The 13,737-nt window shown below is 62.0% G+C and carries 14 protein-coding genes; 5 read left to right on the forward strand and 9 right to left on the reverse strand.

All coding sequences use genetic code 11. The features are described 5' to 3' along the window. Nucleotides 1-24: 24 nt before the first annotated feature. The 8 genes from ACSPX5_RS05605 to ACSPX5_RS05640 form a co-directional block, all read right to left on the reverse strand. Nucleotides 25-894: an isocitrate lyase/PEP mutase family protein gene (locus ACSPX5_RS05605; protein WP_085733177.1), complete on the reverse strand. Its 870-nt coding sequence runs from the start codon at nucleotides 892-894 to the stop codon at nucleotides 25-27. Nucleotides 895-1,054: 160 nt separating this feature from the next. After that, complete coding sequence (gene astA, locus ACSPX5_RS05610) at nucleotides 1,055-2,089, reverse strand: arginine N-succinyltransferase (RefSeq protein WP_169429787.1); 1,035 nt, start codon at nucleotides 2,087-2,089, stop codon at nucleotides 1,055-1,057. 55 nt (nucleotides 2,090-2,144) lie between these two features. Further along, nucleotides 2,145-3,161, reverse strand: coding sequence for an arginine N-succinyltransferase (locus tag ACSPX5_RS05615; protein ID WP_439821124.1), 1,017 nt, complete (start codon nucleotides 3,159-3,161; stop codon nucleotides 2,145-2,147). Nucleotides 3,162-3,279: 118 nt separating this feature from the next. Beyond that, nucleotides 3,280-4,629: an APC family permease gene (locus ACSPX5_RS05620; RefSeq protein ID WP_207866198.1), complete on the reverse strand. Its 1,350-nt coding sequence runs from the start codon at nucleotides 4,627-4,629 to the stop codon at nucleotides 3,280-3,282. An 87-nt stretch (nucleotides 4,630-4,716) separates the two neighbouring features. Then, the gene (locus ACSPX5_RS05625) at nucleotides 4,717-5,469 is read right to left on the reverse strand and encodes an N-formylglutamate amidohydrolase (protein WP_439821125.1); all 753 of its coding nucleotides are present in this window, start codon (nucleotides 5,467-5,469) and stop codon (nucleotides 4,717-4,719) included. Then, the gene (locus tag ACSPX5_RS05630; protein WP_439821126.1) at nucleotides 5,453-6,784 is read right to left on the reverse strand and encodes a glutamine synthetase; all 1,332 of its coding nucleotides are present in this window, start codon (nucleotides 6,782-6,784) and stop codon (nucleotides 5,453-5,455) included. Before ACSPX5_RS05630 ends, ACSPX5_RS05625 begins: the two co-directional genes overlap by 17 nt. Continuing rightward, nucleotides 6,781-7,425, reverse strand: a complete 645-nt coding sequence (locus tag ACSPX5_RS05635) for an isochorismatase family cysteine hydrolase (RefSeq protein WP_439821127.1) — start codon at nucleotides 7,423-7,425, stop codon at nucleotides 6,781-6,783. The genes ACSPX5_RS05630 and ACSPX5_RS05635 overlap by 4 nt, the downstream gene beginning before the upstream one ends. Before the next feature lie 2 nt (nucleotides 7,426-7,427). Beyond that, on the reverse strand, nucleotides 7,428-8,282 hold the full coding sequence (locus ACSPX5_RS05640) for a MurR/RpiR family transcriptional regulator (protein ID WP_439821128.1): 855 nt from the start codon (nucleotides 8,280-8,282) through the stop codon (nucleotides 7,428-7,430). A gap of 317 nt (nucleotides 8,283-8,599) precedes the next feature. On the opposite strand from ACSPX5_RS05640, the gene ACSPX5_RS05645 reads away from it, so the two are divergent. Together ACSPX5_RS05645 and cobF are read left to right on the forward strand one after the other, a co-directional pair. Beyond that, entirely contained in the window at nucleotides 8,600-9,172 is a 573-nt protein-coding gene (locus tag ACSPX5_RS05645) for a histidine phosphatase family protein (protein WP_439821129.1), read from the forward strand. Further along, entirely contained in the window at nucleotides 9,169-9,924 is a 756-nt protein-coding gene (gene cobF, locus ACSPX5_RS05650) for a precorrin-6A synthase (deacetylating) (RefSeq protein ID WP_323160899.1), read from the forward strand. Before ACSPX5_RS05645 ends, cobF begins: the two co-directional genes overlap by 4 nt. On the opposite strand, the gene ftrA is transcribed toward cobF, so the two are convergent. Beyond that, nucleotides 9,893-10,882, reverse strand: coding sequence for a transcriptional regulator FtrA (ftrA, locus tag ACSPX5_RS05655; RefSeq protein ID WP_323160900.1), 990 nt, complete (start codon nucleotides 10,880-10,882; stop codon nucleotides 9,893-9,895). The genes cobF and ftrA overlap by 32 nt on opposite strands. 102 nt (nucleotides 10,883-10,984) lie before the next feature. On the opposite strand from ftrA, the gene ACSPX5_RS05660 reads away from it, so the two are divergent. The 3 genes from ACSPX5_RS05660 (at nucleotide 10,985) to ACSPX5_RS05670 (ending at nucleotide 13,692) form a co-directional block, all read left to right on the forward strand. Continuing rightward, complete coding sequence (locus tag ACSPX5_RS05660) at nucleotides 10,985-11,419, forward strand: rhodanese-like domain-containing protein (protein ID WP_439821130.1); 435 nt, start codon at nucleotides 10,985-10,987, stop codon at nucleotides 11,417-11,419. Between the two features lie 253 nt (nucleotides 11,420-11,672). Beyond that, nucleotides 11,673-12,452, forward strand: coding sequence for an ABC transporter substrate-binding protein (locus ACSPX5_RS05665; protein WP_039767817.1), 780 nt, complete (start codon nucleotides 11,673-11,675; stop codon nucleotides 12,450-12,452). Between the two features lie 127 nt (nucleotides 12,453-12,579). After that, nucleotides 12,580-13,692, forward strand: coding sequence for a succinylglutamate desuccinylase/aspartoacylase family protein (locus ACSPX5_RS05670; RefSeq protein WP_439821131.1), 1,113 nt, complete (start codon nucleotides 12,580-12,582; stop codon nucleotides 13,690-13,692). Nucleotides 13,693-13,737 lie beyond the last annotated feature (45 nt).

The following is a 13,737-nucleotide window of genomic DNA, read 5'->3' on the forward strand; positions in this document are numbered from 1 at the left end:
GCCTCTTTGTCGCGTGGTGCGAGGTTACTCTTTGACGCTCATGTATTCCTTGGCCCAGAGGATGTATTCCTCAGGCTGGGTGTAGGTGTGGGTCAGTTCGGTGGCGCTCAGGTCCGAGGCCTGGGTGAAGATCTGGCGTTGTTCGCGCAGGCTGTCGTAGGTCGCCTTGATCGCGGCGAAGTAGGCACCGTGGCCGTCGATGGTCACGCGCACACCCAGTTCAGCCAGGCGTTTGTCGTCGCGCAGCGCCGGGTTGCCGTAGGTCACCAGCATCAGCGGGACGGTCAGGTGTTCGGCGATCTGCTCGAGCTGGTCGAAGTCCTGAATACCGACCATGCAGATACCGTCGGCACCGGCGGCCTGGTATTGCCTGGTGCGGCTGATGATTTCCTGGTTCGGCAGGATGCCGGCGTTGGTCCGGGCGATGATCGCCATTTCCGAATCGACCCGGGCTTCCAGCGCCGCGCGGATCTTGCCCACGCCTTCGGCGACGGTGATCAGGTCGGTGGATTTGCGGCCGAACTGGGCCGGCAGCAGGGTGTCTTCGATGGTCAGCGCGGCGACGCCGGCGCGTTCCAGTTCGACGATGGTGCGCATCACGTTGAGTGCGTTGCCGTAGCCGTGGTCGGCGTCGGCGATCACCGGCAATTGGGCGACGCGGCCGATGCGAGTGGCCTGCTCGGCGAATTCGCTGAGGGTGATCAGGGCAAAGTCCGGAGCGCCCAGGACCTGCAACGAAGCGACCGAGCCGCCGAGAATCCCTACTTCAAATCCCAGGTCAGCGGCAATGCGGGCGGACATCGGATCGAACACCGAGGCGGTGTGATAGCAGGTGTCGGAAGCCAGCAGCTGACGGAAGTTACGGCGCAAATCTTGATGAGAAAGCCTGGTCATACGAGTTCCACCAATACAAAGGAATGGAAAGGCTTGAGCAAAGGTGTCAACGCCGAAGGTGAAAAGGCTATCACGCCAATGGGTCAAGGATCATGACGAATTAACGAGGAAGTTAACCAGGAAAAACCTGTTCAGGCTTTCTTGCAGCAGGCTGAGGCGCTCAGGCCGCCACCGCCTGCTGCTGTTGATTGGGCAACGGCACCGCCCGTACCGAGTTGCCCGGCTGCAATTGCAGGCGTTTGGCGGTGAGGCGGTCGATCACCAGGCTGCTGCCGACCCGGCGGCCCGGAGCGACGGTGATGCGGCAGTTTTCCAGGCGCCGGTTGTGGATCAGCCACAGCGGCGCCTGATCGTCCGGTGTGCCGATGCTCAGGCTCAGTTCCAGGCTGTCGCGCACGGTGCGGATGTTGTGGATCGGCGCCTCGATGACCGGGCCGCCATCGAAGATATCGATGTAGCCCTTGTGGGCAAAACCTTCGGCCTGGAGGATCTTCAGTGCCGCTTCGGTGTTGGGGTGAGCCTGACCGATCACGGCCTGGGCCTGTTCGGTGAGCAGGCAGGTGTACAGCGGCTGACGCGGCATCAGTTCGGCAATGAACGATTTGTTGCCTAATCCTGACAAGTGGTCGGCGTGGCTGAAGTCCATCTGGAAGAAGTGTCGGCCCAGGCTGTCCCAGAACGGCGAACAGCCTTGTTCGTCAGCGCTGCCGCGCAGTTCGGCGATCATCTTCTCGCCGAACAGGTGCGGGAATTCGGCGACGAACAGCAGGCGCCCCAACGACAGCAGACGTCCATTGCTGCCGTGGCGCTGGTCATGGCGCAGGAACAGCGAGCACAGTTCCGATTGGCCGGTCAGTTCATTATTCAGAAACAGGGTCGGAATCTGCCGCTGAATACCCAGATCCGGTGCCGAGCTGACGGTCAGCCCGACCCGGTAGTTGTACCAGGGTTCGCGCAGGCCGACGGCGCCGGCCAGGGCACTGACCCCGACCACGCGCTGGTCATCATCCTCGAGGACAAAAAGATAGTCGGCATCGGCGCGTTCGACCTGCTCGGCGAAGGCGCGTTGCGCCCAGCGTACCCGATGGGTCAGGCGATCTTCATTGGCCGGCAGGGTGGTGAAACCGGGCCCGGCCTGTTGCACCAGGGTCATCAACGCTGGCAGGTCGCTGACTTGGACCGGACGGACAATCATGCTGCAACTCCTTTTGCGCGCCTGCTCGGGCACTGTCGTTGGGTACGGGCGCAGTTCACAGGGCAATCACCCGCACCGTGCCGCCATGGCTGACGTTCAGTGCCGCACACAGCGACGGGGTGAGCGCCAGGGGCTGACCGGGCTGGTAATCCAGCTCGGCGACCATTGCCCGGTAGCCATGCAGCGCATCGTTACTCACCAGATAGCGACCGCGGGCGTCGATCCGTGGTTCCTCCCGGACCGTGGCGATCCGACTGCTGGCAATCGAACGGACGTTGGCGGTGCGGGCGTACAAGGTCGGACCGGCGTCGAACAGATCGATGTAGCTGTTGGTTTCAAAACCCTCGCGTTCGAGGATGTCGAAGGCTTCCTGGCCGTCGGGGTGGATGCGGCCGATGCAGTCCTGCGCCGCCTGCGGCAGCATGGGCACGTAGATCGGGTATTGCGGCATCAGTTCGGCGAGAAACGTGCGGCTCTGCAAGCCGCACAAGCGCTCGGCCTCGACGTAGGGCAGGTCGAAGAAATGTTTGCCCAGCGCGTCCCAGAAGGGCGAATGGCCGTTTTCGTCGCTGTAGCCGACGATTTCGGTGATCACCGCTTCGGCAAACCGCTGTGCATGGGCGGCGATGAACAGCAGGCGGGCCCGCGACAGCAATTCGGAAAACGGTGTGCGTACCAGTGCCGCGTCGATGTGGAAACCGCGCAGCAGCGTGTGGCCGCTCAGGTCGTGGCACAGCGACAGCGCCGGCACGCCGTGTTCGATGTTCAGCTCCCGCGAGGCACTGGTGAAGTGGCGGTTGCGCAGGCTGTAGAACGGTTCGTTGTAGCCGGCAGTGGCGAGAATCTCCGAGCAGCCCACCAGACGACGCTTGTCCAGGTCTTCCAGTACGAAGAAATAATTCTCCGGGCCCTGGGCCGAGGCATGGCTGTCGAACGACGCGCAGGACGCGGCGATTTTCCCGCTCAGGTGTTCGCGGTCATCCGGCAGGGAGGTAACGCCCACCAGGCTGTCGCGAGCCAATTGTTGCAATTGAGGCAGGTCGGTTGGCTCGACTGGACGTAAGACCAGCATGGATGCACTCCTGTATCAAAAGGTTCGGCCCATTCGCCGAACCTGACTATCACTGTCGGTTTCCACGCGTTAAAGCGGCGGTCGCCTGATTTGTTGTCAGACGCCGCTTTTTTTCTTGTCAGCCATTGCTCGGGTCAGGCAGCGCGGTACTGGCGCCGAGCTTGTTCAGGAAGAACAGGTACACAAGACCCAATGCGATCCAGATCAGGCCGAGCTTCTGTGCATCGACGCCCATGTTGTACATGATGGCCGCGACGATGATGAAGCCGATCACCGGGCAGATCAGGTGACGGATCACCTGTCCGGACTTCTGCCGGCGCCAGTAGTAGTTGATCACGGTCAGGTGCAGCAGCATGAAGCCGCTCAGGGCACCGAAGTTGACCAGCGAAGTCAGGGTGTCCACCGAGTTGATGAACAGGTAGCAGATCACCAGCGACAGCACGGCCACCAGATAAATGCTCAGGTAGGGCGTGTTGTGTTTCGGGTGCACCTTGGCCAGCATTTTCGGCAGCTTGCCGTCGCGGGCCATGCCGAACAGCAGGCGTGAGACCGCCGCTTGCGAAGTGATCGCCACCGCCACGCCCCAGGCCAGGGCGGTGGCCACGCCGGTCAGGGTCGCCAACCAGCTGCCGGCGGCGATTTCGGCGATTTCATAGAACGCGGTGTCGGCGGACTTGAAGCCCATGCCCGCTGCCAGATCGGTGGCGATCCAGGTCTGTACGACGAAGATCGCGCCCATCACCACCAGGGTGATCAACGCCGCTTTGCCGACGCTGCGGCCCGGATCGCCCTTGATCTCTTCGGCAAGGGTGGAGATCGCATCGAAGCCGAGGAACGACAGCACCGCAATCGACACCGCTTGCATCAGCAGGGCGAAGTTGAAGGTTTCCGGGTGATACAGCGGCGCCAGGGTCAACTGGCCGTTGCCGCCACCGTTGTGCAGGGCGTTCCAGGCGTAGAACAGGAAAATCCCCAGCACCACGAGCTGCGCCAGCAGGAACAGGATGTTCATGCGGGCGGTGAAAGTAATGCCGCGCAGGTTGACGAAGGTCGCGCTGACCAGGAACGCCAGAATGAAGCCGACTTTCGGGATATCCGGGTACAAATGGTTGAGCGCCATTGCCGCGTAAACGTAAAGCAGCGGCGGAATCAGCAGGTAGTCCAGCAGCATCAGCCAGCCGGCGATGAAGCCGACGTGTTGATTCAGGCCCCGTTGCGCGTAGGAATAGACCGATCCGGCAATCGGAAAGGCCCGGGCCATGCTGCCGTAGCTCAGCGCGGTGAAGACCATCGCCACCATGCCGATGATGTACGCCAAAGGCACCATCCCCGGTGCCTCGGCGTTGACGTAGCCATACACGCCGAACGGGGCGATGGGGATCATGAAGATCATCCCATACACCACCAGGTCGGTCAGTGTCAGGCTACGTTTCAACTCCTGTTTGTAGCCGAACTCTTCTATTTCCATGAAGCGCAACTCCTTGTCAGCCAATCGGTCGTTTTAGTCGTTATGTCGGTCCGTCGTTTACAGCGTCAGCAGTGGTTACAGCAATGTTCAAAGCAGTGGAGCCAGATAATTTGCCCAGCGGTTCACCGCTTCCGGGCTGCGCAGCAGGTCATTGCGCACTTCAATCAAAACCGACTCCAGGCCTCGGGCATCACCGTGAACCGGGACGGTCATGTCGCCCAACGGATCAATCCTGTACGGCTGGTTGCCCGCGACTTTCAGCGGATGCTGGCCGAGACCTTCGAGCAGGCGCTGGGCGTATCCCTTGGCCTGACCGAACAGCACGCCGACTTCCAGCTCACGCGGCTGGCCGTAATAAACTGACGTGAAACTGTGAATCCCCACCACCCGCACCGGCCGGCCTTCTGCCAAACGTTCGTCGATCAGCTGTTGCAGCCGCGTGTGAAACGGCTTGAACAGGCACTGGCGACGGTATTCGCGTGTGGCTTCGTCGAGTCCGCGATTGCCCGGCACCTGATAGATCTCGCTCTGCGCCGGAATGCTGTCCGGGGCGTGGCGGGGCCGGTTGAGGTCGATCAGCAGACGCGAATAATTGGCGCTCAGCAGCGTGGCGCCGATTTTTTCCGACAGTTGTTCGGCCAGATCCAGCGCACCGATGTCCCAGGCAATGTGTTCATGCGCAGCCTTTTCATCCAGACCCAGATTGTTCAGGGCGTCGGGGATGTGGCGGCTGGCGTGCTCGCACACCAGAATCAGTGGGTGCGTCGAATCTTCACGGATCAGGTTGTAGACCGGTCGGGTGTACAACCCAAGTTCGGCGGATTCAGTAAAGGCGTGCATAGTGCTCACACAGGTCGGCGGGTGAGAGCTGTTCCGTCAGCGCCAGTTCCTCGGTTTTAAGGGCGAAATACGTGTCGAGCAACGGTGCCGGCAGCGCTGCCATCAGCGCTTCGCTGCGACGCAGGCAATCCAGTGCCTGAGCCAAAGAGGCGGGCAGGGCAACAATGCCCCGCGCCTCGCGTTGTTCGTCGTTGAGTGCATCGGGGATTTCATCGGTGATGGCGTTCAGCGCCAGGCGCTGCTCGATGCCCAAACGTCCGGCGATCAGCAGCGCAGCCATTGCCAGGTGCGGCGAGGCGGTGGCGTCCATGGCGCGGAATTCCAGGTTGTACTGCTTCGCCACGGGTTTGTTGCCCAGGCTTACGGTCGGGCAGATGCGCAGCGCCGCTTCGCGGTTCTGCTGGCCGAGACAGGCGTAGGACGCGCTCCAATGGTGCGGCTGCAGGCGCTCGTACGACACCGGCGTCGGCGCAGTGAACGCACACAGCGCCGGCAAGTAATGCAGCACGCCCGCCGCCCAGTGCTGGCCGAGGGTCGACAGGCCATTGCTGGTGCCGGCGTCGTACAACATCGGCTGGCCGGCCAGATCAAGCAGGCTGACGTGCAGGTGTACACCGTTGCACACCGCGTCGGCGGCGGTCTTTGGTGAGAAGCTCAGATCCAGGCCCATCTGCCGGGCGATTTCGCGGGTGATCTCGCGCACGTTTACCGCGCGATCTGCCGCTGCCACGCCGAGGGTCGGACGGCAGGTGATTTCGTATTGATGCTTGCCATATTCGGGCAGGAACATTTCCGGCTCGACGCCGCCGGCGCGCAGGGCGCTGAGCAGCCAGCCACCGAATTCCGCGCCCTGGCGCTGGGATTCGAGGGAGAAGGCCAGGTGTTCGGCAAACCCGGCGTGCAGGTTGAATTCGTGTTCGAACGCGGCGTTGATCTGCAACCCGAGTTGATCGCGATAGCGCTCGATCTCATCGCGCAGCAGCGTGCGCGGGCAGGCGCCCCACGGGCGCCCGTCGGTTTCGCGGATGTCGCCGTGGATGAAGTCCAGCGCCGGGGCGGCGGCGTCCGGGCCATTGCCGACGGTGACGCGGCTGGCCAGATCGGGAATCAGCCGCAGATCGCCATAAGCGCCCCACGGGTTGGTCGAGGCAATGATGTCCTGCGGCGTCAGCGCGCTGTTGGCCGGCACCCAGCCGCAGCCGGCGGCTTGATAGTGTTCCAGCTCATCGCTGGGAAACGAACGGCCCCGGGTGATGCCGATCAGGTCGGTGGTGACGATGGTGGTCATCGGCAGCGGCAACAGGCGTTCGCTCATGGCTGCATCTCCCGCAGACGACCGAGTACGGTGTCGGTATCGGTGATCCAGCAATAGCCCTTGATCGCGTTCAGGCAGGCATCGTGACGTGCTTCGGTGTAGGTCGCGCAGGCGTCCGCCACCAGTGTGACGAGGTAACCCCGGTCGGCGGCATCGCGCACGGCCATATCCACGCATTGATCGGTGACGATGCCGGCAATGATCAGGTGACGGGTTTCCAGATTGCGCAGCACGTAGTCGATGTTGGTCGAGTTGAAGACCCCGGAAGAGGTCTTGGGCAGCACGATTTCGTTTTCTGCCGGGGTCAGTTCAGCGATGACCTGTGCCTGCGGGCTGCCCTTGGGCAGGTGCATGTTCGACAGTTTGTGATCCAGCGAGCGGTCGCGGCCGTCGGCGGTCAGGCTTTCGATCAGGGTGTGCAGCACGTTCTGCCGTGCGTCACGGAAGGCGTTGAGCAGGCGCACCTGATTGGGCACCACTTGCGAGCGCGCGCGATTGAGGAAGTAGGCGGCGTCCGGGCCTTCCAGGTGCGGGTCGAACTGCGGCTCGAGCCAGGCACGCTGCATGTCCACCAGCAACAGCGCAGTGTGGTCGGTGACAAACGGCAGGTCCCGCGGCGAGCGGTGGGGAAGGCTGAACATCCTTATTTATCCTCCAGCAGGTGGGTGTCGAAGTCGTTGCGCAGGGCATCGATGCCTTCCAGGCGATCGGCCAGGTCCGGGCTGCGCAGGGTCAGGCAAGCGATCAGCGCTTCAACCTGAGCCAGCGCCGGAACCATGGTGTCGAACGGTGAAGCCGACTCCACCGGAGCGCTGATGATCATGTCGGCCAGTTCCCGCAGCGGCGAAGCATAAATGTCGGTGAACAGCACCACGCGAGCATTGTTGTTCTTGGCGGCGGAGGCCACGCGCAGGGCCTGGGTCTGGTAGCGGCGATAGTCAAACACCAGCACCAGGTCCTGGCGTTGCAGGTCGAACAGGCGATCCGGCAGTTGCGCGTTGTCCTCCAGCGCAAAACAGCCGGGGCGCAGCAGACGCAAATGATTGAGCAGGTAAGTGGCCATCAGGCTGCTGAAACGCCCGCCGAAGCAGTAGACCTGATGGCGCGTATCGAGCAGCCATTGCGCCAGGATCCGCACGTCTTCGGGTTGGGTCAGCGCCTGGGTTTCCGCCAGCAGACTGTGGCTGTGGGCCAGATAATGGCTCCAGGCATCGTCCTGGTTCAGGTTCGAACGCGGTTGCAACAGCGTGCGTGGCGAGCGCAGGCGATGATCCATGTCGCTCAGCAGAGCGTCCTGGAATTCGGCGTATCCGCCAAAGCCGAGTTTTTTTACCAGACGCACGATGGTCGGATCGCTGACGCCGGCGTGCTCGGCCAGCCGCGCCATGGGCCCGAGGCCGTTGCGCGGGTACTGATCGAGCAAGGCCCGGACGACTTTGCGCTCTGACGGCGTAAGGTCCAGGCCGGGATCGGTAATCAGGTCTCTTAGAGGGGGCATCCGGGCTCCTGCTGGATGAGGTGTTGGATTCGCTTCACAATCCGTTAAAACAGTATTTATGTAACTGACGTTACATGTCTAGTGAATTTTCTGCGCCTTCCGTGGAGCCCCAAAATGGGGCGAAATGCCCGTGTAGCAAGGGCTTCATGGTTTCCCTGTAGTGTGTAGTCCATTGCCTATTGTGGTGTCAGACATTTCCGTTTTCTTTTGACGGACCGTTTTACCAGGCTTGCCCGGAACCACCCGGTTTACGGCACAATTGCCGTCCTGTCGGCATTCCGCCGGTGGTTGTTTACCTTCTGACCGAGTGACTCAACGTGCAAGCCACCCGTTTGACCTTGATTTGTCACGCCAGAACCGTCTCACAAAAATTGGCGCGTTTTCCTACGAACGAGTCCGTTGAAGAAAGCGCTGTAGCGTCTGACTTGTGGGTCGCCCGGTTCGGGTTGCCGCGTCGTCTGATCTGCGGCCCTGAGCTGCGCACCTGCCAGACTGCTCAATGGTTCGGCGAGGATGCGCAGGTTGATGAAGCCTTGCGCGATTGCGACTGGGGGCGCTGGCAAGGGCAATCGATCAAGGACTTGCAGCGAAATGAGCCCGACGCGTTGCAAGCCTGGCTCGAAGATCCTGGCGCCGCGCCCCATGGCGGAGAATCGGTGGCACAACTCGGTGAACGGGTGGCCGCATGGCTGGCAGCGCTGCAAACCACGCCGGGGCACGTGGTGGCCGTGACGCATCCGTTCGTCATCCGGGCAGCGCTGACGCAGGTCATGCAAAGCGAAGCCTTCCACAGCATCGATGTCGAGCCGCTGGCGCTGGTCGAGTTGAGTTTCTTCGGACGCTGGCGGCTTCGCTTGCCCGGCATTGATCTTGAAGGAGACCGCACATGAAGCGATTGCTGGTCATCGGCATTGGCGCCGGCAACCCCGACTACATCACGATGCAGGCGGTGAAGGCGCTTAATCGGGTGGACGTGTTTTTCCTCATGGACAAGGGCCAGAGCAAGGACAAGCTGATCGACCTGCGTCGAGAAATCTGCGAGCGCTACATCACTGATCGTACGTACCGCTTCGCCGAAGCTCACAGCCCGGAGCGCGAGCGCGGCGAGGTGGACTACAGCGCCAGCGTCGAAAATCTGAATCAAGCCAAGCAGCAAACCTTTGAACGCCTGATCAATGACGAATTGGCTGACGGGCAGTGCGGCGGTTTTCTGGTGTGGGGCGATCCGGCGTTGTACGACAGCACTATTCGTATCCTGCAGGCGATTCTCACCTCAGGTCGATGCGCGTTTGAGTTCGAGGTGATCCCCGGCATCACCAGCGTTCAGGCCCTGGCGGCGCAACACAAAGTGCCGCTTAACACCATCGGCCGCTCGATTGAAATCACCACCGGCCGGCGCCTGGCGGCGGGGCAGGTGAGTGATGCCGACAGTCTGGTGGTGATGCTCGATGCCGAAGATGCCTACCATCGAGTGGCGGATCAGGAGACCGAGATTTACTGGGGGGCCTACCTTGGCACGCCGGATGAAATCCTCCTCAGCGGAAAGCTCAAGGACGTTGCCGATGAAATCGAGCGGGTGCGCAAGGCGGCGCGGGCCGAGCATGGTTGGATCATGGACACCTATCTGTTGCGCAAGCCTTGACCTTACGACCAAAGCGCTCGCGATACACCGACGGCGGGACCCCGACCACGCTGCGAAACGCCACACGAAAGCTTTCCACCGAACGATAGCCGCAGCGCAGGGCGATCTGCTCGGTGTTCTGCGGTGTGCTTTCCAGCAACTCTCGGGCCCGGGCCAGGCGTTCGTGTTGCAACCAGGTTTTGGGTGACTGGCCGCTGGCTTCGGTGAATTTGCGCAGGAAGGTGCGTTCGCTCATCGCCGCTTCGCTGGCCAGGTCGCGCACTTCCAGTGGCTCGTGCAGGCGCTCGCGGGCCCACTGCATCACGCGCGACAAGTCACTGCGCGGAGTCGGGCTGACTGGTGTCGGAATGAATTGCGCCTGACCGCCGGTGCGTTGCGGCGACATCACCAGTCGGCGCGCCACCGAGTTGGCCACCTGAGTGCCGAAGTCCCGCGTCACCAGGTGCAGGCAGGCGTCGATCCCGGCCGCGCTGCCGGCCGAAGTGATCAATTGGCCGGAATCGACGTAGAGCACGTCCGGGTCGACATCGATGGCCGGGAAGCGCTCGGCCAGTTCCGAGGTATAGCGCCAGTGGGTGGTGGCGCCATGCCCGTCAAGCAGCCCGCTGGCCGCCAAAACAAAGACGCCCGAACAGATCGAGAGCAACCGGGCACCACGCGAATGGGCGCTGCGAAGTGCTTCGAGCAAGGCCTCCGGCACCGGCGCGCTGCGGTCGCGCCAGCCGGGAATGATGATGGTGCGCGCATCCGCCAACAATTCCAGACCACCATCGGCCAGCACCTGAATCCCGCCCATGGCGCGCATCGGGCCTTGATCCACCGCTGCGATGCAGTGCGCGTACCACGGAAAATCGAATTCCGGCCGGGCCAGGCCGAAGATCTCCACAGCGATGCCGAACTCGAAGGTACAGAGGCCGTCGTAGGCCAGAATCGCGACCAATCCAGGTGAATCAGGCATTTGGCGGAAATTTCCCGGTGAGTGTCTTGTGCGCCACTGTAGCGGCAAGCGGCGGCTCGATAAAGTCTGTTCATCCCTTCACCGATGCAGGAGCAACACAACATGCCCAGCCTGGTTCGCCAATTTCCCGCAGCCCCTTCGGCCATTGCCCTGATGCACTTCAGCAACCGTCTGACCTTCGAAACCGATTGTTCCGACGTCTTCAGCAGCCAGGAGGCGGGCGAGGTCGATTTCGTGCTGGTGGACGTGCGCGGACCCCTGGCCTTCGAGCGCGGCCATGTGCCGGGGGCGATCAACGTTCCGGGGCGTCTGCTGACGGCCGAAGCGCTGGCGGACTACCCGACCTCCACACTGTTCGTGGTCTATTGCGCCGGGCCCCACTGCAACGGCGCCAACAAGGCGGCGGTGAAGCTGGCGGCGTTGGGCTATCCGGTCAAGGAGATGATCGGCGGGGTGACCGGCTGGCTGGATGAAGGCTTTCAGTTGAGTGTTACGACACCGCGCGTCGCCACTGCCCCGATCGCTTGCGATTGCTGATAACCGGAAAGTTGCCGCTTCGGCGGCACCTTTGTCCGCTTTGTCCTACAACCCTTGCACCGCTCCGGCGCACACTTTTCCCACGTGATGGCACTCGCCGATTTTCTGCAAGTATTTGTCGCTTAAACACAATTTGCCCCGTGCGCGCCGCCATAGACTGCCGGCCACTTCGGTTTCTTTGCGCTCCATAGCCCAAGGCCGAACCTGACAATCGAAAGCTGCCAATAAAAGCCTCCGCACACGGGAGTAATAAATGAAAAAGCTGGTTATGTTCGGTGCCCTGGCACTGTCGATGTTGTCCCTGACCGCCGTGGCCGAAGACGCCAAACCGATTCGGATCGGTATCGAAGCCGGTTACCCGCCATTCTCGATGAAAACCCCTGACGGCAAACTGGCCGGTTTTGACGTAGACATCGGCGATGCGCTGTGTGAGCAGATGAAAGTCAAATGCACCTGGGTCGAGCAAGAGTTTGACGGCCTGATCCCGGCGCTGAAAGTGAAGAAGATCGACGCGATCCTGTCCTCGATGACCATCACGGACGACCGCAAGAAAAACGTCGATTTCACCATCAAGTACTACCACACCCCGGCGCGCTTCGTGATGAAGGCAGGCTCCGGCGTGAAAGACCCGCTGGTTGAGCTCAAAGGCAAGAAAGTCGGCGTGCTGCGCGCCAGTACCCACGACCGCTACGCCACCGAAGTGCTGGTACCGGCCGGGATCGAACTGGTGCGTTACGGCTCGCAGCAGGAAGCCAACCTGGATATGGTGTCCGGCCGTATCGATGCGATGCTGGCCGACTCGGTCAACCTGAGCGACGGCTTCCTGAAAACCGACGCCGGCAAAGGCTTCGAATTCGTTGGCCCGACCTACGAAGACGCCAAATACTTCGGCGGTGGCGCCGGTATTGCAGTGCGTAAGGGCGATACCGAGCTGGCGGAGAAATTCAACGCCGCCATCAACGAAATCCGCGCCAACGGCAAGTACAAGCAAGTGCAGGACAAGTACTTCGACTTTGACGTGTACGGCCATTAATACGCCGTAGAAAAAAGTGGCCCCGTTGACGCGGTGGCCACTTTTTTTTGGCCCGTGATTTATCCTGTCAGCACATTTCCAATGCAGTCACTGGGTAGCAGCGACTGCAGAATTTCAGGAGTTCCCCATGCAACGCATCGACCATGTTCTGCCCTGGAGCCATCTGGGCAGCGAACGCTCCCTCAGCGTCTTCCGTTACGGCGTCGGCCCACGCAAGGTTTATATCCAGGCCAGTCTGCACGCCGATGAGCTGCCGGGCATGCGCACTGCGTGGGAACTGAAAAAACGCCTGGCCGAGCTGGAGAGCAACGGTCAGTTGCAAGGTGTGATCGAACTGGTGCCGGTGGCCAACCCGATCGGCCTTGATCAGCACCTGCAAGGCAGTCACATGGGCCGCTTCGAGCTGGGCAGCGGCAAGAACTTCAACCGTTCCTTTGTCGAACTCAGTGCGCCAGTGGCCGAGCGCATCGGGAATCTGCTGGGCAGCGATGCCGAAGCCAACATTGCGCTGATCCGCCAGACCATGGGCCAAGTGCTCGACGGATTGCCGGCCCCGGCCTCGCAACTGGAAGCGCTGCACCGTCTCTTGCTGCGCCACGCCTGCGAGGCCGACATCACCCTCGATCTGCACTGCGACTTCGATGCCGCAATTCATCTCTACGCCTTGCCGCAGCACTGGCCGCAGTGGCAATCCCTCGCCGCACGCCTGAAGGCTGGCGTGGCGCTGTTGTGTGAGGACTCTGGCGGCAGTTCTTTTGACGAATCCTGCTCCACGCCGTGGTTGCGCCTGGCGCGGATGTTCCCGAACTCGGCGATTCCACCGGCCAACCTCGCCACCACCCTGGAGCTGGGCAGCATGGGCGACACCCGCGTCGATCAGGCTCAGGCCAATGGCGAGGCGATCCTGGGCTTTTTGGCCGAACAGGGCTTCATCAGCGGCGAATGGCCGAAGGCGCCGGAGGAGTGCTGCGAAGGCATGCCGTTCGAAGGCACCGAATACTTGTTCGCCCCGCACCATGGCGTAGTGAGTTTCCTGCGTGATGCCGGTGAGTGGGTCGAGCGCGGCGATGCGCTGTTCGAAGTGGTCGATCCGTTGAACGACCGCGTGACCACCGTGCGCGCCGGCACCAGCGGCGTGTTGTTCGCCATAGATCGCGGTCGCTACACCCAGCCGGGGATCTGGCAGGCGAAGGTGGCGGGGCGCGAGCCGATTCGGGCGGGCAAGCTGATCAACGACTGACAGCCCATCCTCTGGATCGCAGTGTTAGGCTCTGTCGCGAACCCT

The organism is Pseudomonas sp. HLG18 (assembly GCF_051903985.1).
GTDB lineage: Bacteria > Pseudomonadota > Gammaproteobacteria > Pseudomonadales > Pseudomonadaceae > Aquipseudomonas > Aquipseudomonas fluorescens_BT.